At 57.1% G+C, this 24162-nt stretch carries 32 protein-coding genes; 29 read left to right on the forward strand and 3 right to left on the reverse strand.

Annotated elements, in window-relative coordinates; translation table 11 throughout:
- Positions 1-8 precede the first annotated feature (8 nt).
- The 22 genes from AB8B29_RS06040 (at position 9) to AB8B29_RS06145 (ending at position 19033) form a co-directional block, all read left to right on the forward strand.
- Complete coding sequence (locus AB8B29_RS06040; RefSeq protein ID WP_155294929.1) at positions 9-209, forward strand: phage head-tail joining protein; 201 nt, start codon at positions 9-11, stop codon at positions 207-209.
- An 11-nt stretch (positions 210-220) separates the two neighbouring features.
- Positions 221-1753 carry a phage portal protein gene (locus AB8B29_RS06045; RefSeq protein WP_439006233.1) on the forward strand — a complete coding sequence of 511 codons (1533 nt, stop codon included), beginning with the start codon at positions 221-223 and terminating at the stop codon, positions 1751-1753.
- Positions 1750-2940, forward strand: a complete 1191-nt coding sequence (locus AB8B29_RS06050; protein ID WP_439006234.1) for a head maturation protease, ClpP-related — start codon at positions 1750-1752, stop codon at positions 2938-2940. Before AB8B29_RS06045 ends, AB8B29_RS06050 begins: the two co-directional genes overlap by 4 nt.
- 12 nt (positions 2941-2952) lie before the next feature.
- Complete coding sequence (locus tag AB8B29_RS06055) at positions 2953-3324, forward strand: head decoration protein (RefSeq protein ID WP_271025295.1); 372 nt, start codon at positions 2953-2955, stop codon at positions 3322-3324.
- A gap of 16 nt (positions 3325-3340) precedes the next feature.
- On the forward strand, positions 3341-4360 hold the full coding sequence (locus AB8B29_RS06060; protein WP_439006235.1) for a major capsid protein: 1020 nt from the start codon (positions 3341-3343) through the stop codon (positions 4358-4360).
- Between the two features lie 14 nt (positions 4361-4374).
- Positions 4375-4695: a head-tail joining protein gene (locus AB8B29_RS06065; RefSeq protein WP_439006237.1), complete on the forward strand. Its 321-nt coding sequence runs from the start codon at positions 4375-4377 to the stop codon at positions 4693-4695.
- Entirely contained in the window at positions 4692-5249 is a 558-nt protein-coding gene (locus tag AB8B29_RS06070; RefSeq protein ID WP_271025291.1) for a hypothetical protein, read from the forward strand. The genes AB8B29_RS06065 and AB8B29_RS06070 overlap by 4 nt, the downstream gene beginning before the upstream one ends.
- Before the next feature lie 18 nt (positions 5250-5267).
- Complete coding sequence (locus AB8B29_RS06075) at positions 5268-5468, forward strand: hypothetical protein (RefSeq protein ID WP_271025290.1); 201 nt, start codon at positions 5268-5270, stop codon at positions 5466-5468.
- Positions 5468-6973 carry a phage tail sheath C-terminal domain-containing protein gene (locus AB8B29_RS06080; protein ID WP_439006238.1) on the forward strand — a complete coding sequence of 502 codons (1506 nt, stop codon included), beginning with the start codon at positions 5468-5470 and terminating at the stop codon, positions 6971-6973. The genes AB8B29_RS06075 and AB8B29_RS06080 overlap by 1 nt, the downstream gene beginning before the upstream one ends.
- A 13-nt stretch (positions 6974-6986) precedes the next feature.
- The gene (locus AB8B29_RS06085; protein ID WP_439006239.1) at positions 6987-7349 is read left to right on the forward strand and encodes a phage tail tube protein; all 363 of its coding nucleotides are present in this window, start codon (positions 6987-6989) and stop codon (positions 7347-7349) included.
- Between the two features lie 3 nt (positions 7350-7352).
- Positions 7353-7652 carry a phage tail assembly protein gene (locus AB8B29_RS06090; RefSeq protein WP_271025287.1) on the forward strand — a complete coding sequence of 100 codons (300 nt, stop codon included), beginning with the start codon at positions 7353-7355 and terminating at the stop codon, positions 7650-7652.
- A 17-nt stretch (positions 7653-7669) separates the two neighbouring features.
- Positions 7670-7795, forward strand: a complete 126-nt coding sequence (locus AB8B29_RS06095; protein ID WP_439006241.1) for a hypothetical protein — start codon at positions 7670-7672, stop codon at positions 7793-7795.
- Positions 7788-9848 carry a phage tail tip lysozyme gene (locus AB8B29_RS06100; RefSeq protein WP_439006242.1) on the forward strand — a complete coding sequence of 687 codons (2061 nt, stop codon included), beginning with the start codon at positions 7788-7790 and terminating at the stop codon, positions 9846-9848. Before AB8B29_RS06095 ends, AB8B29_RS06100 begins: the two co-directional genes overlap by 8 nt.
- A gap of 24 nt (positions 9849-9872) precedes the next feature.
- Positions 9873-10394 carry a DNA circularization N-terminal domain-containing protein gene (locus AB8B29_RS06105; protein ID WP_439006243.1) on the forward strand — a complete coding sequence of 174 codons (522 nt, stop codon included), beginning with the start codon at positions 9873-9875 and terminating at the stop codon, positions 10392-10394.
- Complete coding sequence (locus AB8B29_RS06110) at positions 10391-11059, forward strand: hypothetical protein (protein WP_439006244.1); 669 nt, start codon at positions 10391-10393, stop codon at positions 11057-11059. The genes AB8B29_RS06105 and AB8B29_RS06110 overlap by 4 nt, the downstream gene beginning before the upstream one ends.
- Before the next feature lie 6 nt (positions 11060-11065).
- Positions 11066-12214: a phage baseplate assembly protein gene (locus AB8B29_RS06115; protein ID WP_439006245.1), complete on the forward strand. Its 1149-nt coding sequence runs from the start codon at positions 11066-11068 to the stop codon at positions 12212-12214.
- Positions 12183-12728, forward strand: coding sequence for a phage baseplate assembly protein V (locus tag AB8B29_RS06120; RefSeq protein ID WP_439006246.1), 546 nt, complete (start codon positions 12183-12185; stop codon positions 12726-12728). The genes AB8B29_RS06115 and AB8B29_RS06120 overlap by 32 nt, the downstream gene beginning before the upstream one ends.
- Positions 12725-13216, forward strand: coding sequence for a phage GP46 family protein (locus tag AB8B29_RS06125; protein ID WP_439006247.1), 492 nt, complete (start codon positions 12725-12727; stop codon positions 13214-13216). Before AB8B29_RS06120 ends, AB8B29_RS06125 begins: the two co-directional genes overlap by 4 nt.
- Positions 13213-14298: a baseplate J/gp47 family protein gene (locus AB8B29_RS06130; RefSeq protein ID WP_439006248.1), complete on the forward strand. Its 1086-nt coding sequence runs from the start codon at positions 13213-13215 to the stop codon at positions 14296-14298. The genes AB8B29_RS06125 and AB8B29_RS06130 overlap by 4 nt, the downstream gene beginning before the upstream one ends.
- A gap of 55 nt (positions 14299-14353) precedes the next feature.
- The gene (locus AB8B29_RS06135; RefSeq protein WP_271025278.1) at positions 14354-15034 is read left to right on the forward strand and encodes a YmfQ family protein; all 681 of its coding nucleotides are present in this window, start codon (positions 14354-14356) and stop codon (positions 15032-15034) included.
- 276 nt (positions 15035-15310) lie between these two features.
- The gene (locus AB8B29_RS06140; RefSeq protein WP_439006249.1) at positions 15311-16414 is read left to right on the forward strand and encodes a hypothetical protein; all 1104 of its coding nucleotides are present in this window, start codon (positions 15311-15313) and stop codon (positions 16412-16414) included.
- A gap of 189 nt (positions 16415-16603) precedes the next feature.
- Positions 16604-19033: a beta strand repeat-containing protein gene (locus AB8B29_RS06145; protein ID WP_439006250.1), complete on the forward strand. Its 2430-nt coding sequence runs from the start codon at positions 16604-16606 to the stop codon at positions 19031-19033.
- Between the two features lie 103 nt (positions 19034-19136).
- Here AB8B29_RS06145 and AB8B29_RS06150 read toward each other — a convergent pair whose 3' ends face one another.
- On the reverse strand, positions 19137-20120 hold the full coding sequence (locus AB8B29_RS06150; RefSeq protein ID WP_439006251.1) for a class I SAM-dependent methyltransferase: 984 nt from the start codon (positions 20118-20120) through the stop codon (positions 19137-19139).
- 113 nt (positions 20121-20233) lie between these two features.
- Between AB8B29_RS06150 and AB8B29_RS06155 the strand changes: the two genes are divergently transcribed.
- Complete coding sequence (locus tag AB8B29_RS06155) at positions 20234-20866, forward strand: hypothetical protein (RefSeq protein ID WP_439006252.1); 633 nt, start codon at positions 20234-20236, stop codon at positions 20864-20866.
- Between the two features lie 14 nt (positions 20867-20880).
- Positions 20881-21162, forward strand: coding sequence for a hypothetical protein (locus AB8B29_RS06160; protein WP_439006253.1), 282 nt, complete (start codon positions 20881-20883; stop codon positions 21160-21162).
- A 77-nt stretch (positions 21163-21239) separates the two neighbouring features.
- Here the strand turns inward: AB8B29_RS06160 and AB8B29_RS06165 are convergent, their stop codons facing one another.
- The gene (locus tag AB8B29_RS06165) at positions 21240-21464 is read right to left on the reverse strand and encodes a hypothetical protein (protein WP_439006254.1); all 225 of its coding nucleotides are present in this window, start codon (positions 21462-21464) and stop codon (positions 21240-21242) included.
- Between AB8B29_RS06165 and AB8B29_RS06170 the strand changes: the two genes are divergently transcribed.
- The 4 genes from AB8B29_RS06170 to AB8B29_RS06185 all read left to right on the forward strand — a co-directional run bounded on the left by AB8B29_RS06170 (position 21451) and on the right by AB8B29_RS06185 (position 22985).
- The gene (locus AB8B29_RS06170; RefSeq protein WP_439006255.1) at positions 21451-21744 is read left to right on the forward strand and encodes a dehydrogenase; all 294 of its coding nucleotides are present in this window, start codon (positions 21451-21453) and stop codon (positions 21742-21744) included. The two genes, AB8B29_RS06165 and AB8B29_RS06170, sit on opposite strands and share 14 nt — an antisense overlap.
- A 14-nt stretch (positions 21745-21758) precedes the next feature.
- A complete protein-coding gene (locus tag AB8B29_RS06175) occupies positions 21759-22034 on the forward strand; it encodes a hypothetical protein (RefSeq protein WP_439006256.1) in 276 nt (91 codons plus the stop codon).
- A 77-nt stretch (positions 22035-22111) separates the two neighbouring features.
- Positions 22112-22627 carry a Panacea domain-containing protein gene (locus AB8B29_RS06180; RefSeq protein WP_439006257.1) on the forward strand — a complete coding sequence of 172 codons (516 nt, stop codon included), beginning with the start codon at positions 22112-22114 and terminating at the stop codon, positions 22625-22627.
- Complete coding sequence (locus AB8B29_RS06185) at positions 22614-22985, forward strand: hypothetical protein (protein WP_439006258.1); 372 nt, start codon at positions 22614-22616, stop codon at positions 22983-22985. The genes AB8B29_RS06180 and AB8B29_RS06185 overlap by 14 nt, the downstream gene beginning before the upstream one ends.
- 106 nt (positions 22986-23091) lie before the next feature.
- Here the strand turns inward: AB8B29_RS06185 and AB8B29_RS06190 are convergent, their stop codons facing one another.
- Positions 23092-23226, reverse strand: a complete 135-nt coding sequence (locus AB8B29_RS06190) for a hypothetical protein (RefSeq protein ID WP_439006259.1) — start codon at positions 23224-23226, stop codon at positions 23092-23094.
- A 226-nt stretch (positions 23227-23452) separates the two neighbouring features.
- On the opposite strand from AB8B29_RS06190, the gene AB8B29_RS06195 reads away from it, so the two are divergent.
- A complete protein-coding gene (locus AB8B29_RS06195; RefSeq protein WP_439006260.1) occupies positions 23453-24160 on the forward strand; it encodes a hypothetical protein in 708 nt (235 codons plus the stop codon).
- The last annotated feature ends 2 nt before the right edge of the window (positions 24161-24162 follow it).

Raw genomic sequence — 24162 nt, forward strand, 5'->3', positions numbered from 1 at the left:
GATCTTCGATGTCCACATACACACAGGCCCAATACACGGCGCTTTGCGCCGCGATAGCGGCTGGCGCGACGAGCGTCAGCTACCAGGGCAAATCGGTGCAGTATCGAGATCTGCAGCAAATGCTTGAACTCAAGGCGCTGATCGAGGCCGACCTGAACGGCGTGAAGATCAAGCGCCAGTTCCGCCCCATCACCTTCAAGAACCTTTGAGGGGTGAACCTTTGGCATTTTCTCTTTTGAAATCGCTTGGCTTCGGCCGAAAGCCGAAGTCGGCCAAGGCATACTACACCGGAATGGGTTTCGAGGGCGCGCAAATGCGCCGTCGCTTGTCAACTTGGCAGCCTACGCGCGCCAGCATGACGCAGCTCGTGTCCGCGGACGGGGAGCAATTGCGGGCACGATCCCGCGATCTGTTGCGGAACAACCCATATGTGGCGTCGGCCGCAGAATCATTTGTCGCCAATCTCGTAGGGACTGGAATTAAGCCGTCACTGCTGTTGGGTGACGCAGCCGTCAAAGACGAGCTACAGGTGCTTTGGCGTGAATGGACAGACCAGGCGGACTTTACCGGGCAGACTGATTTCTACGGCCTGCAGGCGCTTGTCGCTCGAGCGTTGTTCGAGGCCGGAGAGTGCTTCATTCGTTTTCGATCCGGTAGCAATAACATGCCGGGTGTGCCGTTGCAGTTGCAGTTGCTGGAAAGCGAAATGCTTGCCTACAACAAGAATCATATGGCTGATGATGGCAACCAGATCATCAATGGCATCGAGCTTGATGGCAACGACCGCCGCATCGCTTATTGGTTCTATTCGGTATATCCCGGCGACCCCTATTACCGCGTCCACCCACTGACCTATGTCAGGGTGCCTGCAGACGAAGTCTTGCACATCTACCGGCCGCTTCGACCGGGGCAGATGCGTGGTGTTCCGTGGATCACCCCGTCGATCGTCAAGTTATTCACCGTCGATCAATATGACGACGCGGAGCTTGAGCGCAAAAAGCTTGCCGCAATGTATGCAGGATTTATTACAAGCGCCGCGCCGGCCGACATGTTTGATGAAGACACCGACCTTGTCCAGAACGGAGAGCCAGGACCGTTCCCGGTATTGGAGCCTGGAACCATCCAGAGCCTGCTACCCGGCGAAGAGATTAAGTTCAGCGAGCCTACCGAGGCTGGCAATTCGTATGAGCCTTTCCAGTATCGAAACTTGCTTGCCGCCTCGTCTGGCATGGGCGTTCCGTATATGTCGGCTACCGGCGACAACGCCAAGGCGAATTACTCCTCGTCGCGTCAGTCCCTTGTCGAGTTCAGAAACCGGCTCGCGCAGCTTCAACATAGCTGCATGGTATTTCAGATGTGCCGCCCGGTTTGGGCGCGGTGGCTGACGGATGCCGTGATCAGCGGCGAAGCTGACATACCCGACCTTCTGCAAAATAGGCGGAAGTACCTCAAGGTCAAATGGATACCGCCGCGTTTCGACTGGATCGACCCACTGAAGGACGGTCAGGCGGAAAAGCTGCTGGTTGATAACGGGTTCAAGTCTCGCAGTGACGTTATCGAAGAACTCGGATTCGACCCCGAGGAAACCGACCGCCGCATCGCAGCCGACCAGGCCCGGATCAGTGATCTTGGAATCCTTTTGACCGATAGCCCGCTTGGACAGTCATTGTCCAAGACGCCACCGGCAGATGACGCCGATCCCGATCAGGCCGAATCCAATGAAGAGAACCTCGAAGGGCAGGCTATCAGATGATCAGAAATAAGAGAGTGCTGGCCTTAGGGCCGGCACCTGCTGAGATCTGCCTATTCAGCGGCATTGGCGCCGACGAGACCGGCGAAGGTATCACGGCTCAATGGTTTGACGCTGAATTCAAGGCGCTCGGAAACCCGGCCGAAGTGCTTGTCAGGATCAACTCACCCGGCGGTGACGTGTTCACCGCCGAGGCAATCTTCACGATCCTCGCAATGTCACCGGCGCAGATCACGGCCCGCATCGAGGGCCTGGCTGCAAGCGCTGCCACGCTTATCGCGATGGCAGCTGACCGCATCGAGATTGCCAGCAATGGCTTCATGTTGATCCATGAGCCGTACAGCGGTGGTGCGGGCGGGACGGCTGATGAACTCAGGATTGCTTCGGAAGATCTGCAAAGGCTGACCGATCGCTACGTTGAGGCATACGCCAAGAAAACCGGGCAATCCGAGGAAGATGTTCTCGCTCTAATGAAAGAGAATCGCCTTCTGAGCGCCCAGGAAGCAGTTGAATTCGGCCTATGCGACGAGGTCATCGACCCATCGCAAGCGTCGATCAACCTGAAACTCGTTCCCAAACATTTACGCGCGGCAGTTGAGTCTGTCCTGCATAAAGGAATTGCTATGGCTGTGACGCCAAAAATGAACAAGACCGAAGCGGCTATTGCTGCTCTGTCCGCAAAGCTGGATTCGCTGGCTGCCATCCTCGCAAAGGCTGAGGATGATGGCTACGCCGAAGACGGTGACGAAAACGACGCCAAGCCGTCCGACGCCAAGAAGGCACGCAAAGCACGCAAGGCGCGCGCGGACGGCGACAATGATCTCAGCGCAGACGATGACGACGACCTGAAGGCCGATTCCGATGAGGATGACGACATGAAGGCCGACGCCGATGGCGACGACGACAAGGAAGACGACGACACGCCGACCAGCCGCAAGGCTAAAGCGTCGGTCAATGGTCTGACCTACGCCCGCCGAGTCGCCGACCTGTGCGCCCTCGCTGGTCGCGAAGACATGACAGCCGGCTTCCTTTCGAAGGCTGTCCCGCTGGCGGATATCCGCCGCAAGCTTCTGAAGGCCAGAGCCGAAAATGAAGGCCGCGTCAGCAATGCACGAGGCGCCATCGTTCGAACCAAGGCCGAAGATGTTGCGAAGGGCTGGGATGCCGCTGTCGCAAAGCTGAAGCGTTAAGGAATTTCAGACATGACCGTTTTTACTCAGCAGCCATGGAGCCTTGAGTTCCTGGTCACCGAAGCGCCTGGCTATATCTCGCGCGACGTCATCACGATCGCTTCGGGCGCCGGCATTGTCCAGCCCGGCACCGTCGTCGGAAAGATCACCGCCTCGGGCAAATACATTCCCTCGGTTCCGGCGGCCACGGACGGCTCACAGATCGCCGCCGGTATTGTTGGTTTCCGCGTTGATGCCACCAGCGCCGATCATCCGGTGACCGCATTCACGCGCACCTGCGAAGTGAATGGCAAGCACCTCACGCGCGACGCGTCGATCGACACTCCGACAGAGGTCGCCACCCAGAACGCACAACTGGCCGCGCTCGGCATTTCCGTCCGCTAAAGGAATATTTGACCTAATGGCAAGCATGGACATCTTTAACAGCGATGCATTTAGCACCGTATCGCTGACCACTGCACTTGAGAAAATCCCCTACAAGCCGCAGTTCCTGAACGAGCTCAATATTTTCGAGCCAGTTCCGACCAATACCCGAAGCATCGCAATCGAAAAGCGCGACGGCTTCATGCAGCTGATTCCGACGTCGCAGATCGGCGCTCCGCCAACGCAGCTTCAGGACGACAAGCGCGATATCCGCAACTACAGCACCAAGCGCTGGGCAAAGGCATTCACGCTTTATGCCGAGCAACTGAGCGGCATTCGCCAGTTCGGTACGGAAACCGAGCTTATGCAGGTTCAGGCCGAAGCGGCCCGCCGCCTGTCTCGCCTGAAGGATGACTTCGACCTGACCGCCGAATTTGCACGCCTCGGCGCCCTTCAGGGCAAGTGGCTGGATTCGGATGGTAGCGTTCTCATCGACTGGTTCGCCGAGTGGGGAATTTCCCCGAACACGCCTGTGGCTTTCGCGTTCTCCGACGCCACGATCAACGTGAACGACCTCTGCAAGAAGGTCGCCCGCGGTATGGCTCGCGCTGCGAAGGGTGGCTTCACCACTAGCACGACCGTTCATGCACTCGTTGGCGATGCGTTCTTTGACGCTCTGGTCAAGCACCCGTCCGTCGAGCTCACCTACAAGAACTGGCAGGCGGCTGAAGGTCTGCGCGCGCAGCAGGCATCCGTATTCGATGCCTTCTATTTCGGTGGCATCTACTTCCACAACTATCGTGGCACCGACGACAAGTCGACCGTGGCGGTTGCTGACAATGCGGCTGTCTTCTTCCCGGTGGGCGTGCGCGACCTGTTCCAGGTTGCCTACGGCCCGGCAGAATTCGATCCGTGGATCAACACTTTCGGCCAGGAGCAGTACGCTCTGACGATCCCAGATCGCGACAGGAACGCTTGGACGAAGTTCGAGATCTACAGCTACCCGCTGTATATCTGCACGCGTCCGGAAGTCCTGTACACCGGCACTGCAAGCTAAGCATCCAGGCCGCCATGGATTTTGACAACCTGGTTTTGTCGCCATGCATGGCGGCTTTCGGCGTGACCGTATTGGTCACGCCTCTCAAATCCCAGCCGAGCGCACAGCCATACTCTGCTGAGGGCATTTATGATCGCTCCGTCGCAACGGTTATGCTGGCGGATGGATCGGAGATGGCTTCCACGAATGTCACCCTCGGCATTCGATTGAGCGACTTTTCTGTACCGCCTCGTGAGGGCGATAAGATCACATTCAACGGTAAGTCGTACAAGGTTGATGCGGCCTTTCCGGATGGGCAGGGCGGCGCCGAGCTGAAGCTGAAAGAAATCAGATGACCAGCCATACCACGGCCATCAGAGAGGCGATCTACAGTCGCCTTGAGAGCCTGCCTGGCTATACGACGATCCGCAAGCAAGGCACGCCGACGCTATCAGTCGATGACCTACCGGCGCTTTCAATCTTCATTGCCGACGAGCGCCTCGATCCTGACGGTGATGCAAACGCAGGTCCTCCTAAATTCGGTGTCACAGCGACAATCATTGTTGCGGTGTCGCGCGGATTCGACGATCCATCTGTTACAGATGGCATCATAGATGCCGACATCGATGCTATCGAGAACACGCTGCTAACAGATCCGACTTTTGTCGGTTTCGGCACCGATGTGAATGCAAGGTTCGAATCCATCAACGGCATTCGCCGGCGCCGCATCTTCGAGAAGGAAGGCGAGTCCTACTTCCTAGAATTGCAGCTGGAATTCCAGTTCTTCTATCGTTGGATCTACAACCCGGTCATCAACGACAATTTCACGACCTTGAGCGTCACTGCAAAGCCGAACAATGACGCCGGGGCGGACGAATTTAACAGGACATGGTCTCTGCCGGCGTCCTAACGAAAAGATCCCCACCACATGAGCAAAACGGTTTTTGTCGTCCCCACCGAAGCGGGCGCGAAGCTGAGCCATCCTGTTTCCGGTAGCCTCCCTGATGGTGGCGCCGATTGGCTCGCAGATCAATTCACGTTCCGCCTGATCAGGGACGGAGCCATCGCCAAAAGCGAGCCGGCTTCTGTCAAGGCGTCGAGCACCAGCGCGAAAACGGATAATTCCTAATGTCTGTTTCTTTCAATTCTTTCCCATCGACTTGGAATGTTCCGCTCTTTTACGCGGAAGTCGATTCCTCGCAGGCCGGCACGGGCAGCACCACCAGCCACCCCGCCATTTTCATCGGCCAAAAGCTCGCCGGCGGGTCAGCGCTGTCGAACAAGGTCTATGCCATTGGTTCGGTCGCCTCCGCGAAGAATCTCTTCGGTGAAGGCTCTATGCTTGAACGCATGGCCTACCGCCTCTTCAATGTCTATCCTTCGGCTCTGCTTTACTGCATGGCTGTCGATGATCCCACGGGCGGCGTTGCTGCCACCCAGACGACGACTGTGACGGGACCAGCAACGGCACCGGGCATTATCTCGCTCTATGTGGCCGGCCAGCTTGTGAGTGTTGGCGTCAAGAGCGGCGATACTGCTGCCACGATCGCCACGAACATTGCAGCCGCCGTCAATGCGAAGACCACGCTTCCGTCTACCGCTGCAACTGTTGCTGGCGTCGTGACGTATACGTGCCGCTGGAAGGGTGCGACGGGTAACGACATCATCGTCACCGATACCTATCTTGGCTCGAACGGTTCTCAGGCTCTCCCGGCAGGCATCACGCTTGTCCATACTGCGGCCACCAACGGCGCCGGCGTTCCGACCTTCGATAACGCCATCGTCGCCCTCGGTGAAACCCAGTACGATTTCGTCGGTCTACCATATACCGACAGCGGTACGCTTGCCCTGTTTGACACCGAGTATGGCTTCGGCGATACCGGCCGCTGGGGTTGGATGCGCGAGCTTTACGGCGCCGTTTGGAGCGCTCGACGCGATACCTACAGCAATCTCATGACCTGGGGTCCGACCGGCAACTCTGCGGTTGAATCCGTGCTTGCTGTTGAGCCTGCGTCGCCATCTCCTATTTGGGACTGGACGGCGGCCTATACGTCAGCTGCCATTCGTGGCCTGGCGAACGACCCGGCGAGACCGCTGCAGACACTGGAAATGACCGGAGTTCTGCCGGCCCCAACGGAACAGCGCTTCAGTGCCGCCCAGATGAACAATCTGGTTTCGGTCGGCATCGCCATTCAAAGGGTCAATCCGAACGGTTATCCGGCGATTATGCGCGAAGCCATGCGCTACCAGACGAACAGCTATGGTCAACCCGACAACGCATATGCGCTGGCGACCACGCTCTATACTCTGGCCGAAATCTTCCGCCGGCTGAAGAACGCGATCACGAGCAAGTACCCGCGCCACAAGTTGGCGAATGACGGCACTGTCTTTGCAACCGGGCAGGCGATCGTCACGCCAAAGATCATCAAGGCAGAACTGGTGTCGGAATATTCTGACATGGAATATGACGGCCTTGTTGAAAACCTGGATGCGTTTGCATCCAATCTTGTGGTCGAGCGCAACAGCACAAACCCTGATCGCGTCGATGTCCTGTATCCGCCTGACATCATCAACGGCCTGCGCATCTTTGCCGTTCTCGCCCAGTTCAGGCTGCAATATTCCAGCGCTTCCTAAAGGATAACAGAAAATGGGACTTAGAGCCGCAGGCACCGCGTACGTCAAAGTAGACGGCGCGCAATACCCGCTGCGCGGGAATCTGGTGATCATGCCGTCCTCGGTAACGAGGACGGGCATTGCCGGCCAGGACTATGTGCACGGTTACTCCGAAATGCCGGTTGTGCCGTATATCGAAGGCGATTTCACGCTGACGGACGATTGGAAAATCGCCGACGTCAAGGGGATCACCGGCGCGACGGTTACGGCCGAAATCGCAAACGGCCACACCTACACGCTGAAAAACGCGTGGCAGGCCGGCGATCTTCCGATGGAGACCGTCGATGGCAAGGTGAAGATTCGCTTCGAAGGCGTTTCTTGCACGGAAGGAACCTAATCAGTGACGGCATGGAAAGACGGAAAGTTCACCTACCCCTTCGATTACGAAATCGAGGCGCACGGTGAGAAGGTAAGAGAGCTTGTACTTCGCGAGCCGACCGGCGCCGATGTCATCGCGGTTGGCAATCCAGTTCAGTTCGATCCAATAAGCGATCCGCCGCGCGTCTTGATTGATGACGCGCGGATGGCGGCAATGATCAGCCGTCTTTCCAGCGTGCCGCCGTCCGCGGTGGCAAAGCTTAAGCCGAAGGATCTGATCAGTCTCGGGTGGCATCTCACAAGTTTTTTCATGCCGGTGTAGCTGACGATTCTGTCAACATGGCTATCGATCTGGCGATGACATTTCACGTCAATCCATTCGATTTTCTGTCTCGCCCTCACCATGAGTTGGCGGAATTGCACAGCTACACCTTGAAATATTTGGAGCGTACCCGCGATGACTGAGGCTTTAGTACTTCCAGCTACTGTCATCGACAAGTTTACCAAACCGCTGAAAGACCTTGTGAGCCGGCTGAAGGACGTGAAAGTCCCAGACGGTCTAAAACAGGTTGGCAAGCAGATGGAAAGCCTTCGCAAGGAGGCTGAGGGCGTCAGCAAGGCTGTCACGAACGGCCTAGGCGGCCTAACGACGGGCCTGGGGCTCGGGGCCATCGGCGCCGGTGCCTTCACTGCTGCTGGCGCGCTTACTGCTGTGGGAACGGCCGTTCGGTCGTTTGCCGACAATGCCGTGCGCATGAGGAAGTTTTCTCACGAGACCGGCATTGCCATTACCACACTGCAAAAGATGCAGCAGGTATCGGACGGTCTTGCGATCGATCCTGACGCAATTGCTGGCGGTCTTTCGTTCGCCGCACGCAATGCGGACGCGATGCGTCTACGACAAGGCAGCTATGGCGCGATTGCCGGCCTTAGGGGCGGCAAGAGCATAGCTGATGACTTGGCGAACACGAAATCCAATGATGAGGTTGTTAAGAAAGAACTTAACTATCTTGCCATGCAAAAGGATGCGCAGTCGCGCCGCACCTTGTCAGGGCTGTTTTTCGGCACTGAAGAATTTGCCGAATTCGGCGCGAACGGCAAGGCCTCGTTAGATAGGCGTATGGCCGCAGCTGGCAAAAATACCTACGTGCCTTCGGAAGAGGATACGAAGAAGGCAGAGGCGTTTCAGGATGCTATTTCACATCTGAGCGCGACATTTGAGAATTTGAAGAATTCCGTAGGCGGGGAGTTGGCGCCGCAGATTATCGCAGCAGCAGACGCTTTTAAGGACTTTTCCGACGCCCACGTTGGCGACGTTAAAGTATTCTTCCATGATGTCGGCGATGCCATAAAGCAGGTAGATTGGGCTGGGGCGGCTAAGAATTTTGAAGACCTGTTTGCCGATATCAAAAGTATCGTTGATTGGGCTAACGGTACCGCCAAGGCGAACGCAACCGACAACAGGAGCGACGCCAAGGACGGCCAGTATTACAAGGTGAATCCATCACCCTGGCTGCCTAGCTGGCTTTCCAATCTTAATCCGATCGAAAAGGGCGGCCCTTTGGATAGGGCGATTCAGAGCACCGCCCCGAAGTCAGATCAGCCCTCGCGAGATCCTTCGATGGTCCGCGGGCGGAATGGCCTTTACCATCCGACAGCCTATCATCCTGGCATGCAGGAAGCCATAGCAGGCGCTTCCACGGCGCGCGACAGCGCCGCGATAGCAATCCTAGCCAAGGGCGTTGAGCTCGGCATGATTGCTTTCACGCAAAGCTATCTTGGTGGAAGTGCCGCAACCGGCATGGCTGGTGGTGACGGCATACAGAACGCATCATGGGGCGGAAATCGGGCCGTTTTTGGCGGCAGTGGTAAAGGCGGTAGCTTCGACATCGGCAACGCTGGTACCGCGCCAATACCGACTGGCAGCAAGGCACAGCGGGCCAAGGGGATTGTCGATAGCCTGATGGCGGCCGGCATGTCTCGCGAGAATGCCATAACATGGGCTGCCGCGACTATGGGCGCGGAATCCGGCTATGGTAGCGCCCAGCGTGGCGACTACGTGAACGGCAGGCCAACCGCTTTCGGAGGGGCGCAATGGCACACACCTCGTGTCAGAGATATCCTGAAGGGTACCGGCATTGACGTAAGAAGTGCCGGCATGGGCGACCAGACCAAAGCCATGATCTGGGAAATGAAGAAAATGGGCATCTGGGATAGGGCCGTGAAGGCCGGAAGCGCCCAGGAAGTTCTTCGCTTGGCCATCAAGGAATACGAACGGCCATTGGATCAAGGTCCGCGCCAGTTTAACGGTCGAGCTTCGATGGCAAATGCGCTTCGCAAGTCCCTCGCAAAAGAGGCGGCGAATGCAGGTCTTGCTGGCGCCGGCGCCGCTACGCCGCCGACCGGCAAGGTGGATATTCACGTCCACAGCAAAGACCATCCAGTCACAGTGAAGAAGAGCGACAGCGAGCTCTTTCAGAATCTGAAGATCGACCGCGGCAATTCCGTGTCGCTCTAAACCGCTTCCACCCAAGGAAAAACGATGACATCTCCACTCTGGCGGCAATTGCTGCTTCCGGCGTCGTTTCGTGGCGTTCCATTTCATGTGGAAGGCGGCGCAAAACAGGGCGGCCGGCGGACGGTAACGCATGAGTACCCCAAGCGCGACGACCCCTATACTGAAGATATGGGTCGTCGCGCCCGCAAGTTTTCCATTTCGGCCTACGTCATCGGCGACGAATACACCATAGATAGCGAACTTCTTGCCGCTGCCCTCGACACAGAGGGTGGCGGTACGCTGATCCATCCGACCATGGGCATCATGAACGTTACCTGTGACGGCTACAGCCGTTCGGAGCAGCGTGAAGAGGGCGGCATGGCCCGGTTCGAAATCCTGCTGGTCGAGGCCGGAACCAGCCCATACACGCCTGCAGCAGCAGACACGCAATACGCAACATCTAGCGCGGCTGACAGCGCAGGTAGTGCTGCCGCAACCGCCGCAGATACGACGCTGGCCAACACAACGCATGGCGTTACTCAGTTAAGAGGGGTTGGCACAGCTTGACCCGCACCGAATTGAACGAAGCTGTGTCGATCTTGCAGAGCACGGCGGCCAACCTATCGGCGCTGACGTCCGGAACAACCGAAGAAGGCGCCGCACTCGATCGAGCATGCACCACATTGAAAGTGGATGCCAAGTCGCTGCTGCTGTCCGGATCTATCGGCTCGACGGCGCTGGCGTGTTTCACTGCGGCCACAACCGCAAGCATCACGGCTGACCAGTTTTACGCGATCAGGTCTACCATCTCGGCGCTAACGCCAAGCTATTCTGCCGGCATTACCATGCGGCAAATGCTGCTCAGAATGTGCATTGCGGAAGAGAGCAGGGCGGTATCGAACGCCATTCTGACCAGCCGCAGCGAGGCGGAGGCCATTCTCGCTCGCATGGTCGACGACCTTGAGGCGATCGAAGATTTCGCCGCTGACAATATCGAGTCCTCCGTCTATCAGGCATTCCTCGCCCTTCACGGTGCGGTTGCCTACGACCTGTCGCAGCGCGCAAGCCAGCTTCCGAAGCTGGCGACTTACACATTCGGCAAACGGCGCACGGCGCTGACCCTGGCGAATGTCCTGTACGGCGACGCCAGCCGCGCCGACGAAATCATCAACGAAAATAGCCCCGTTCACCCGGCGTTCATGCCGGATAGCATCAGGGCGCTCACGGAGTAATCCGTTTTGCCCAAAATAGAAGAGACGTGCGAAGTCACAATCAATGGGAAGGTTTTCCGTGATTGGGACTCGGTGACGGCCACAGCGAGCAGCAATCCTGTTGTTCGCATGGTCACCTTGAGCGTGACGGAAAAAGTCGGCGCCAACGGTTCGGTCGGCCAGGCCCTGCAGATCAAGCCCGGCGACTCCGCGACGGTGAAGCTTGCCGGCGTGCTTTTTGCATCAGGTCATATTCACGAACGCCAAGTTGCCTACGACGCCAATAACCACTCCGTGCGCGTGACATTCGCATCGCAGGTGCTCAAGGCTGTCAGGCAGTCCATCCCGCTCAAGGATGGCGAGTTCAAGGGCTACAGTTTTCAGGCTATTGCCAACAAGGCCCTAGCTCCGGTTGGCATTGCCTTGAAGACACTCAACCCGCCGGCTGGATGGGACAAAGCGTTCAAATACGTGAACATCGAGCCCGGCGAGACGATCTTCAATCTGTTGTCGAGGCTTTCGAAATATCGAGGCATTTGGCTTCGGGACGACAGAAACGGCAACTTGGTCGCGCAGGGGAATTCCGACAAAAAGCCCACCGCCGAATTCGTCGAAGGCCGGAATATCCTTTCCGCCAGCTGTCTTGCGCAGAATGCGCCAGATACGAGCATTGCCGTTACAGGCCAGCAGCGCGGAAGCGACAATAGCACGCCGGCGCAAAACCGCGGCGCCTACTATGGCAAGGCCGATGCGAAGGGTTCGAATTATAGCACTGACAAGCAAATACAGGCCGATATACCGGCCGATAGCGACGATCTAAAGCAGGCGGCGGGATACTGCCAGCTACTTTCCCTAAGCCAGCAGGTCATCGTCCGGATCGTCTATCAGGGCTGGCTTCTGTCCACCGGCAATCTCCCAGAGGTGTTCGATCAAATCTCGATCGATTCCCCGATGTTGATGCTGAAGACCTCAGACCTGCAGATTGCTGATGTCACTTTCACGCAGGATCAGGCGGGAACGCGTACCACGCTTATAGCGCAAAAATGGCTCACGTCCCCCGTCAGCGTGCAGAGCGCGCCCACGGAGCAAACCGACGCGCAAAAGGCAACGTCGACGCCAATCACCCCCACACCGCCAACCATGGATGGGCCAAAGGGGCAGGAATCTATTCTCTAGCGCATCACGCGGGATTTTTATGACGATTGCACGCGGAAGCATAAAGTCCGTCAAGGATGGCGGCAAGCTGCGAACGCTCAACCTTGTTGGCCTGCAAGACGAAAGCCTTTCCGATGTCGAGCACTTTGAGAGCTACGGCTTTACCGCAGTTCCCGCTGCAAGTGGCAGCGATGGAGCCGCCGAAGCCATAATTGGTTTTGTCGGCGGCAACAGATCGCACCCGATCGTTATTGCGTTCGGCGATCGTCGCAGTCGCCCAAAAGGCAGGCCCGCCGGTGACGTGACGGTCTACCACTACAATGGCGCCGAAATTCACCTGGCTGCCGATGGTATCAACATCAACACCGCTGGCAATCCGCTCACGATTACGGCCGGCGGCGTCACTATGACGATATCGCCGTCCGGCGTGGCGATCGAAGGCGGTTCTGTGACGCACAACGGCAGAGATATCGGTTTCGATCACGTCCACACTGATGTCACTCCTGGCGTCGCCAATACGGGAGCGCCCGCTTGAGCAATATTCGCATTGCACCCGGCCAAGGCACGGAGGCCATCACACTCGATTGGCTCACCACAGGGCAGAATACGCTCGACAGCACCCACGATCTAATCTCCGCCGTCCTGATGGCAATTGGCACAGACATGCGCGCCAACGCGGACGACGAGTTGCCTGTGGATGGCGACGCCGATCTGCGCGGTTGGTGGGGGGATACCGACGCCCAAGAAATCTGGGGAGGCTGGCAAGTGGGTAGCCGCCTATGGCTTCTGAACCGCGCCAAGATCACCGACGAAAACTACAAGTATGGCGCAACAGTAGCTCGAGCTAGGACATACCTTATTGAGTGTCTTCAGCCATTTCTTGACCAGAGAATAGCAACGAAATTGGAAGTAGATGTACAGCGCTACAATGAGACAAGCATATCAGCGTCCATTGTGTTGTATAGGGGAAATAAATCCCTGATCTCTTTACAGTTCCAAGATTTATGGGATGACATATCTTGACTTGGTCTACCCCTGATCTAGCGACGCTGCGCAAGCGCGGTCGCGACCAAATGATTTCCGCGACGCAACTAGGCTCGATCATCCCAAATAGTCCGCTGCGGATTATGACGGATGGCAACAGCGGCATGGCTCATCTGACTTTGCAATATCTGGATTGGCTGGCAAAACAGCTGATGCCAGATACCGCCGAGAATGAGTGGCTAGACCGTCATGCGTCTATCTGGTTGAAGGATGGCCGCAAACAGGCATCCTATTCCGCCGGCACGGCTACGTTTACCGGTACCGCAGGAACGACTATTTCCGCCGGAACGGAACTCAGCAATGGGGCCATCACGTTTCAGACGACGGCCGACATTACACTCGGCTCCGGTGACACCGCAGGCAATATCGAAGCGCAGACAGCTGGAGCTGATGGCAACCTCGATGCCGGTACTTTCCTGTCGATCGCCACGGCTATCTCGGGCGTTGACGGATCCGCAACGGTCGTCTCCCTAACTGGCGGCGCTGACGCGGAAAGCGACAGCTCGGTGAGAAACCGCGTGCTCGATCGAATCCAGAAGCCTCCACAGGGCGGCGATGCCGACGACTATGTTGCGTGGACGCTTGATGTGCCGGGCGTCACCCGCGCCTGGTGCTCGCCGCTCGAAATGGGCGACGGCACGGTGACTGTGCGATTCATGATGGATGACCTTCGATCGTCCAATAACGGTCTGCCGACCGATGACGACATTGCCACTGTCAAGGCGTATCTGGATACGGTGAGGCCGGTTTCGACGAAGGATCTCTTTGCCCTGGCGCCGACATTGTATCCCATCCCCTTCACGATCGCGAATCTCGTCGATGACAGCGTCTCGACGCGAGCTGCGATTGCAAATGCCGTGACGGCTATGCTGATCGACAGGGCCAAGCCTGCGTATTCGTCCAACGGCGTCGCGCAAGACGCTCAGACGATATACGCTGCGTGGGTGTCGGATGCTATCCTTGGCGCCTCCGGCGTGGACAGTTTCACTTTGACCATGACTGACCAGGTCATGCCAGACAAGGGCTCCATGGCGGTGCTGGGGACGATAACGTATGTCTAGCGCACCCGTGGCTGATAGACACGTCAGGCGGACCCAATCTGACTATCAGCAGGCAATGGCGGACAACCTGCCCACGGGTCCTGCCTGGCCGCGCGAGCCTGATGCTCTTCTCATGAAGGTGCTAAACGGCCTTGCGAGCAATTGGGCCTATGTGGATGGCAGAGCCGCCGATCTGCTTGAGATCGAAAGCGATCCACGCATCACCTCGGAAATGCTGGATTCGTGGGAGACGGCATGGGGACTTCCTGATCCATGCATCGCAGAGGCTGTAACTCTCGCCGATAGGCGAAAAGCCCTGGTTCAGAAGATGACGGCCGAAGGAGGCCAGTCAATTCCTTACTTCACGAGCGTGGCCCAGGATTTGGGATATACGGTCACGATTCAGGAATATGCCCCGTACATGACCGGCGTGAGCCGCTGCGGCGACACGCGTACAGGCTCGATATACACTGACTATCGGTGGATGCTTGGTTCGACTGACATTCGATATCAGTGGACCGTGAACATTACAATCAACCGAGAATCATGGTTCCGAACCGGTCTTGGCGGTGGCGAGGTTGGCGTTGATCACATGTTGACGATCGCGCTTTCCACAGACCTTGAGTGCGTCATCAGGCGTTGGAAACCAGCGCAAACTGAAGTCACTTTCAACTATTCCCTTATTTCCATCCTAACCGACAGCGACGGTACGATCCTCACGGATAGCGACGGCAACTCTCTTGCTGGAACCGTTTAGTCGCGCCTCGGCGCGCCGCCGAAAGGCAGGCATGGCCAGCGATCACGCTTTTCTTCCAACTAAAGGCTCCTTAGGGGGCCTTTTTTTATTGGGCACCTTTTTATGCAGTACAGTCAACCATACGATCAGACATCCAATCCGAACGCGTCATATGTCAACGGCAACCCATCGTCGGGGATTCAAGGATCTATCATACCGGCCGGCGCCGTCGAAAATCCTCAGCGCGAACTCATTGCGCTCATCCTGGCAGCCGGCCTGACTCCAAGCAATAGCGACTTGTCTCAGGTAGCGAAGGCCATCCAGTCCGGTCAGCTCAATTTCGCCGTTGCCGGCGGGACTGCGAACGCGCTGACGGCTGCCTTCTCGCCGGCGATTACGTCGAATGCGCTCGGTCTCACTGTCACGGTCGACATTTCGGCTGACAATACCGGTGCGGCGACGCTTGACGTCGGACCGGGGGCACTACCGATCGTCACCCGCCGCGGCGCGGCGATCAAGCGGGGCGATCTGTCGATGGGTTCAGTTTACACTTTCAAGTGCACCGGAGCGGCGTGGCAGCTAACATCCATAGCCTATAGCGAGGTTCCTATCGTCGCTACGGCCGATGTTACCCTCTATGTCCGCACGGATGGTAACGACGGCAACAATGGCTCAGCCAATACCGCTGCGAGCGCGTTCCGGACGATATTGGCCGCCGTTAATTATGGCATCACGCGGTACGCCTTTGCTGGTTTCACTCTGAACATCCAACTCGGAAATGCCGGCACTTACGCGTCGTCGGGCAATCTGCCGATCTTCGCCGGATCACTGAAAATCCTCGGCGATACTGCCAACCAGAACAATTACATTATTCAGGGCGTACCGGCCGTCGGCAGTCAGGGCTATGTGGCCGTTTCAGGCGGATCCGTCGCGATCTCTGGTGTGACTATTAACAATTCGTCCGCTTCGATACCTAGCCTTCTTGCCCGCTATGGCGGAGCGGTCTCTATCGACCATGTGACGCTTGCCAGCACACTTTCAGCTTTTGCTCACTTTGCCGCTTCGTCTGGCGGCACTCTGACTATCGGCGCGGGTTGCGTTCTCACGGGCAACGCCGTGACGGGCTTCTATGCCCAGGCGGCCACGATTGTTCTTGGGGCAAACATAAATGTCCCAGGCAACCTTTCCATGACTTCATGGGCTGTCGCCACAATGAACGGCAATATCGTCTGGTCTCAGTCCGGATGGACCTTCACTGGCACTGGCGGCTCCGGCGGTGGCAGCTCGGGTCAACGATATACGGCAACCCTCAACGGCGTCATCAACACTATCGGCGGTGGTCCGACGGCGTTCCCTGGCAATACCGATGGCGCAACATCTGGTGGTGGCCAATATGGCTAAATATCTCGTTGTTTTGCTGCCATTCGCCCGTACTGCTCTGACCCAGACAATCCCGCCACAGCAGGTCGAGATTGCGCCTCGCGCAGTCGCCACTTGCCACATGCAACGCGGAACATATCCAGTGGGATAGCGCAGCCATTTAGGTCTCTGTGGCTTCGAACACTTAGAAACGTGCAGCTCTGACGCCGTATGGCACCACTGAAGCGCACTGCCTGCCCTTCACACATCTTAGAGAAGAACCATCTGATGAAGCTGAAAAGCGTCTTCCTCGGCATTCTCGCGATATGCGTTCTCGCGACGAGCGCGTATCCGCAGCAGGCGACTGTTTCAGTCGACCAGCTCCCAGTCCGCACTCTAACGCATATCGTCGGTCATGACAGCAGCGGCCGCACCGGCCGTGAGCCTGTAGTGGACTTTCTCAAGCCGGGCACCACATCTCCGACGCCTGGAAACATTGCGACCTGGGGGACAAGCGGCAATCTCGTCACCGACGGCGGCGCCTTGGGATCGATGGCGCATCAGAATTCCAGTGCCGTCTCGATCACGGGTGGATCGGCCAATTTCACCGGATCGTTTCTTATTGGTGGCGTCGCTCAGATATTTCCGGCAAGCGGACTTCTTGCCGGTACCTCCGATGTTCAGACATTTACCGGCAAGACGTTTGACACGGCCGGCGCAGGAAATGTCTTCAAGATCAACGGGACGCAGATCAGTTCGATCACCGGTTCTGGCGCAGCTGTTCTTGCCAATGCACCAGTTCTAGTAAATCCCAATCTTGGCACACCTTCCGCGGTCACCTTGACCAACGCGACAGGGTTGCCCCTCACGACCGGTGTGACCGGTACCCTTGGAGTGTCGAACGGCGGCACGGGCGTCACATCTTCGACCGGCACCGGCTCTGTTGTCCTTTCGAATTCGCCAACGCTGGCGACACCAAATGTCGGCACCCCGAGCGCCGCCGTTCTGACCAATGCGACAGGATTGCCGCTGACGACAGGCGTCACCGGAACGCTTGCGCTCGGCAATGGTGGCACTGGCGGCACTACGCAGGCGACGGCTCGCTCAGGCATTGGCGCTGCCGCTTCTGGTGCAAACAGCGACATCACGTCCCTTATAGGGCTGACGACTGCTCTTTCGGTCGCACAAGGCGGCTCTGGCGCGACAACTGCGGCAAACGCCAGGACGAATTTCGGCCTTGGTACAGCTGCGACCCAGAATACCGGCACGAGCGGCGGAACTGTTCCGCTCCTGAATGCAGCGAATACTTGGTCGGCTGCGCAAGCATTCTCTGTAAGGCCGACATTTAACGGCGCGACGCCTTGGGACAGCGCAAATCTGAATTTCGGGACACCTCCGGCTATCGGCGGTACGACGCCCGCCCTCGGCTCATTCAGCGGCCTTCAGGCAACTGGATCGGCCACTTTGTCGGCCACGCCTGTCGGCAATGGCTTCGCCGCCTACAGTAATTTCGTCGACAATTACACGACAAGTCAATCTGCTCTCCCTGAGTGGGGATTCCAGATCAACATGAACTCGAACCTCGGCAACGGGCAGGGGACGCCGAGCGGCAACAAGGTCGCGTTTTTCTCTGGCGCAAACCAGCAGGTCGGTAGCGGAGACGCGTGGGCCTTAAATCTAGTCGCGCAGTCGGCTTCTGCTTCAGTCGGATCAAATGGTCTGATCGCTGCAGAAATCGACATGAACAACAACAACAGCTCGGTGTCGTATGCGAGTGTAGCGCACCCCTATACGGCCGGTCTGATGTTCAGCGGCGCTGGTACCTACCGATCGCAAGCCGCTATCATCGTCAGCGGCGCGACCAATATCTGGCAACGCGGCATATATTTCGATAATGCGAACAGCGGGTCGGTTGCTGGCAGCTCGATCGAAGATCAGAGCAGCTCCACTCAGTCTTATCTTCTGGCTGGCAATCATACTTACGGTATTAATGCCTCAAATGCGGCCATTAGCGTTCTTCTGGCCGCACCGAATAATGTGCCGATGCAGTGGAAGGATTCCGGGGGTACGCTTCGGAATGTCTTCTTGCTTGATGCAAGCAACAATATCGATATTGGCTATAGCGGCGGCGGCACGGTTAACCTTTACGGTACGACGGTCCCGGTCACCAACAATACCTTCACGATGGGTTCGGCATCAAATCAATGGTCGAACGTTTACGCCGGTCTCATTACGCCAAGTACTGGCATCAATGGCATCACGACTGCAGCCGCGCCAACGGCCGGAACGATTGGCGAGCTGCTTTCAAACTCTGCGAGCAACGTATCGCTGACAAGCGGAACGGCTCTTAACGTCACAAGCCTCACGTTGACCCCTGGCTCTTGGGATGTGACGGGGGTCTGTACCATTATCCCAGCGGGATCGACGGTACTTACGAACGTTAAGTGCAGCAGCAGCACAACATCCGCGACACAAGGGCCTATTGGGTCGGATTCGTATATGTCCCCGCCTGCTGCGGCAGGGGCAGCCCAACAGTTGACGCTTGGTACGTATCGCTACCAAGTTACAACCAGTACGACGCTTTACATGGTGGGAACTGTCAATTTTACGACCAGTACAGCCACGATAGGCGCATATTTGCGGGCAACGCGCGTCCGGTAGGTCACACACCAAGCCGACAGGTGTCGCACTAGATCACCTTTCCCCAAATTTCGGGGGAAGGTCGCTCCAACTCTCCCGTCAGCCAACACTACTATAGGCAAGACTATCGCGTTGCTGTCAGAAGCACAAAAGGTCCATTGCTGGAATCGCCGTCCTGAAGGATGTTCACGTCTCTGTAGCCGAATTCCTTCAACGCTGTCTCGATGCCGGCGCGAGACATCCAACTACTATGCTGCTTCGTTCCACCGCAATAGACGTTCGTTTTGAAGCCAACGCCATACTCCTGCCTGTGATAGTTGTAGCGGACCTCGTTAAAATCGTGCTGGGTCACTTCCTTGAAGCTAGTGATCTTGTTACGCTCTGCGTTCGTTTCGTCGAAATAGTGCGTCCAAATCATCAGGTGATCGGTCTTCTGTGACAATAGCCAGAGCAGTTCGACCGGATCGGCCATATGGTACAAGATGCCGCTCGCAACTGTGACATCAAAATGCTCGGGCGTATTTTTGAGGAACTCGACGACGTCGCCGCACAGAAAATGCGTGCGGTCCATTCCTAGGATTTCTTTCGCGATCAAGCACTTGAGATACAGGATCGAGTTTGCCTCAACCGAGACAACCGACTTTGCCCCCATTTGCTCAAGCACATAGGCCTGACCACCTTCGAGTGGTCCGAGATCAAGAGCTGTCTTGCCTTCAATACCGCGCAGGTATGGCGCGCATAAAGGAATGCGCCCATCATCGAACAAGGGTGTTTCTCCTGCTTCATAGTGAGCGAATTCGCCAGGAAATCGAGATATCCATGTGCCCTTGAAGATATCCAGAGCGGTTTGCGGAGTCGGATTCTTGATAACCAGCCGATCATCGATCTTGAAGATTGTCCCGTCCGCTGTCGCCGCATGCTCCGCGTGCTCTTGCTCGATCTGTTGCTTCAGTGACTGAATTTCGCTGCGCAGCTTCTCGCTTTCGGTGGCCTGTTCGGCAAGTCGCCGGGCGTATTCATCCTGTCTTTCGATCAGACGTCGAATGGGAGGGATTGTGGCGACAGCTAAGGCTCGCGCGGTGTGTCGGACGTATTTGTCTAGTGTCATGCTTTCCCCCTGGACTTGACCGGAAAACGCTTACCACCATGCCGATGTCGGCTGCAATCCGCTTTTACCACTTTTAGGCGTCCTTCGGGGCGCCCTTTTCATTGGAACCTACAATGGACCATTCGAAATTCTTCGACGCGGTGCGCACGTCGTTATTCGGCGGACGCCTGTCGACAAACCAGGTGAATGGCACAGAGGCCATCATAGATGCCTGGGAGACCAAACCATTCGATACGCGATGGCTTGCCTACATGCTCGCGACCGTATTTCACGAGGCGGACAACACCATGTGCGCGATCTCAGAAAATCTCAACTATTCGGCCGCCGGGCTCCGCGCCACCTTTACGAAATACTTCACCGCGGAGCAGGCCGCGTCCTATGCCCGCCAACCGCAGCGCATCGCGAATCGGGCTTATGCGAACCGCATGGGCAATGGCAGCGAGGCCAGTGGAGATGGCTGGAAATATCGAGGGCGCGGCCTGGTGCAAATTACCGGCCACGACAATTATGCCAAGTACGGCATCGCTGACGATCCCGACAAGGCGCTTGATCCTACCAAGGCGGTCGAGATCCTGTTCGATGGCATGACGAACGGCCGGTTCACCAGCCGGAAGCTCTCCGATTTCTTCACTGCTACGACGACCGATTGGGTCGGGGCGCGCAGGATCATCAACGGCTCGGATCGAGCGGCCGATATTGCCGGCATTGCAACCAAGTTTCTCGCGGCAATTAAGGGTGCAAGCTAATGCAGGTCGACGGAATGATTTCCAAGTTTTTCATGGACCACAAGGCGTCCGGCGATTGGGCGGCGCGGCGCCGGATCATCTTCATTGCTTTGATTTGGTCCGGCATTGCCATGAGCGCAATCACCGGCTGGGCAATGTTCCATGTCCAGACCAATCCGCTGCTCGACACCGCCTTCATCAATCTGAATGGCCTCATTGGTCTGATCTTCGCCTCCTATGTCTTCGGCTCGATCGCTGACGACAAGAACAAGGCCAAGCAGCCCGGCAGCACCGACACCGCAGGTCAGTCGACATGATTGCTTTTCTCAGTACAAGCATTGGGCGATGGATAACTGGCGCCCTCGTGGCTGTATTGGCATTCGTCGGCGTCTATCTACTCGCCGACCACCGCGGCTATCAGCGGGCCGCCACGGCCTACACAGCCACCATTGCCACCATGAAGGCGGATGCCGCCACGGCGCGCGCCGATGAGATCGAGCGCCAGAGCGCCGTTAACGACGCCGCCAAGGCCGCGGAAGCGCGAAACATCGCGCAGATGCAGGCCGACAACAACACCCTTCAAACCCAAATCGAGGAATTGCAGCGTGAAGCTAGCCAAGATCCTGACGCTGGCCGCGCTGCTCTTGGCGCTTCCAGCGTGCTCCGCATCAACAAAATACGTTAGCCCTCCGCCGGCACCTTCGCTGGCCGCCCCGGATTCCGCGCTCACCAAAGATTGCGCGCAGCCCGCCGACATCGGTAAGGCCGCACTAGCCCAAGGCCAGACCGAAAGCCTTTGGATCAAAGACCGCAAGGCGCTTATCGATTGCCGGCGCAGCAAGGCCGCGCTTCGTGATTTCTATGCAGCGCGAGACCGCGGATTGGCAGCTAAGAAATGACGGCGGAGGACATCATGAAAGTGGTGTTGTTCTTCCTCACTGTTGCCGGCAGCGGCTGGGCAATCTGGTGGAAGATCGACGCCAGGGTCTCGGAGCTACGCGAAGATCTGGCGGAGCACAAGCTGCACACCGCCGAGAAGTACATCACCAAAGAGGGGCTTCGCGAGACGACTGAGCAGATCATGGGGGCCATCAGCGGCGTGAAAACAGCTATTGACAACATGACACTTCGCGTCGACCGCGTAGTCGAGAATCAGAATAAGCCGCCGCGCACGACGCGCTCTAGTTAAATGCAGCGGGTAGGGGGGGCTAGGGCGTAATTGAAATGAAACGATGCAGCGAGTATATACGACTCATGGAATTCCAATTGGACAAAGAGAAGGCCGTCGAGGCGCTCGTATACGTCGCCAGTAAAGCACCTGGCGTCGGACGTTTCCATGCAGCCAAGATTCTCTATTTTGCCGAGAGGTTCCATCTACGAGCCTACGGCCGCCCGATCGTGGGCGATCGGTATATTGCAATGGACCATGGTCCAGTCCCGTCCTTTATTTACGACGCGCTGAAGGGTAGCGTTGCGCCGGAGGACCGTGAAACCGTCGACGGTGCGCTGGTAAAGATCGACGCCTATCGGCATCCTGCGTACAAGGCGGCCCGCGATCCGGACATTTCATATTTTTCTGAGACGGATCTGGAGTGTCTCGACAAAGCCATTAAGCATTGTATTGGCCGTTCCTTCGGCGCCATCTCCGATGAGACACACAATCACGTCGCGTGGTCGAATGCCAATCTCAACGCGCCTATGAGTTTCGACGAAATCATGGATGGCGTGGAACCTGAAATCTTGGAAGAAGCCAAGATATTCGCTGCCTATGGCGTCTTGTAAGATCGGCCACGTCTACATCGTCAATACCGTTTTGACGAATCCACCGAAGGCCAAGTTCGCGCTGTGTGTGTGCATCGAAGATGGCTACTTCGTCTGGATAAATAGCGCAGCGAGATTTCACCAGAAAGATCAGATGCCACTGGAGGCCGGCTGTCACCCGCTGGTACGTCATGACAGCTTTCTTGACCTCTCTCGGGTAATCGCACATTCAACGCAAGAAATTGAGGCCGCGCGCGAGTTTCCTTGTATTAGCAAAGTACTTTGCGCGGATATTGTCACCGCTCTTAAAGTCGGCCTGAAGTTAATGCCGAAGCGCCAAGCTGAGGTGATCTTAAAGAATCTGTCGAGCCTGCTGTAAGGCCACAATCCCACACTCAGCCCCTATCCTTCATCGGGTAGGGGCTTTTTTCGTTTGTGCGTTGCCTAGGTCAGAAACAAAGCGGCGAAGAAGGCATTTTGCGAATTTAAAGGAAGTTGCGGGCAAAATCCAACACGCTGCGGAAATCGCACCGCCGGCAGTATTCGACCAGGCTGACGACATCGCCTTTCTCGCCGGTGCGATAATCCTTCCAGGCGCCTATATCGCGGGTCAGCGCCATCTTGAACTCCAAGCCCTTATGGTGATCGCAGGGACGGGATTGTGCGCCACCCAAAGCCGCCCCTGCATCTGTCCAACGGGCAATAGTCTGGCGCAAAGCTCGACGATGCGATCGTTTAGCCCCTGCTTGATATCGGCGGTATCGTCGCGGCGGTTCATGCGCGGCCCCATTGCAATGAATGTGGCAGCTCGCTTAGCTTCTCAAAGACGCCCCAAAGGAGAGCCAGATGCAAAAGAAGGATGAGGACTGGACTTATTGGACCGGCTGGATCGTCGCCTATGGCATTCTCGCGGTGATCTTTCTCGTGGTTGTATTTTGGGGATGGTTCGATCAGCCATGGTGCGCTGCCGGGAAGCTCGGCGCCCCCTGTTTGAGAGATTGGCTTGAAGCCCTGGGAGGCTGGGCTGCGCTTCTCGTCGGCGGTCCTTCTCTCTACATCCTTTGGCGGCAGGTGCGCGATGCAGATCGAAATCAGCGGATCGATTTTGGAATTCGCCTCGGCCGCAGCCGGTCCCTTGCGCGTAGGATCATCGACCTCGCAAATCAGCTTGGTTCGGTGGCAGCCACATGCGAACGCGTTTGGGATAACAGGCAGGCCCTGCATCTTTCGTACATGGAGCCGATGAGAGGCTATTGCCAGGATCTGGAATATCTCCGGGATCTGTTGAGGCAGGCCGACTTTCAGCGATTTGAAGACGAGGCCGAGATTCTGAGCGATATCGGGTTTTATGGGCTGATCGAGATTGTCGAGCGCGACTTGAAGGAGGTTGCGGGCAGGCGCGACGTGGAAGCAACCCCAGATGAATACCGCACCATGTGTTCGAGGATGCTCCATGCTTGTGGTCTTGTTCGAAAGTACGCCGAGGCGTGCACGTCGGCTGCAACCAGACAGCTGGCAAAAATCAAAGAAATTGCCGGAGACGATCTGCTCTGAGC

The organism is Rhizobium sp. 11_C7_N12_5 (assembly GCF_051811145.1).
GTDB classification, from domain to species: Bacteria; Pseudomonadota; Alphaproteobacteria; order Rhizobiales; family Rhizobiaceae; genus Rhizobium; species Rhizobium lusitanum.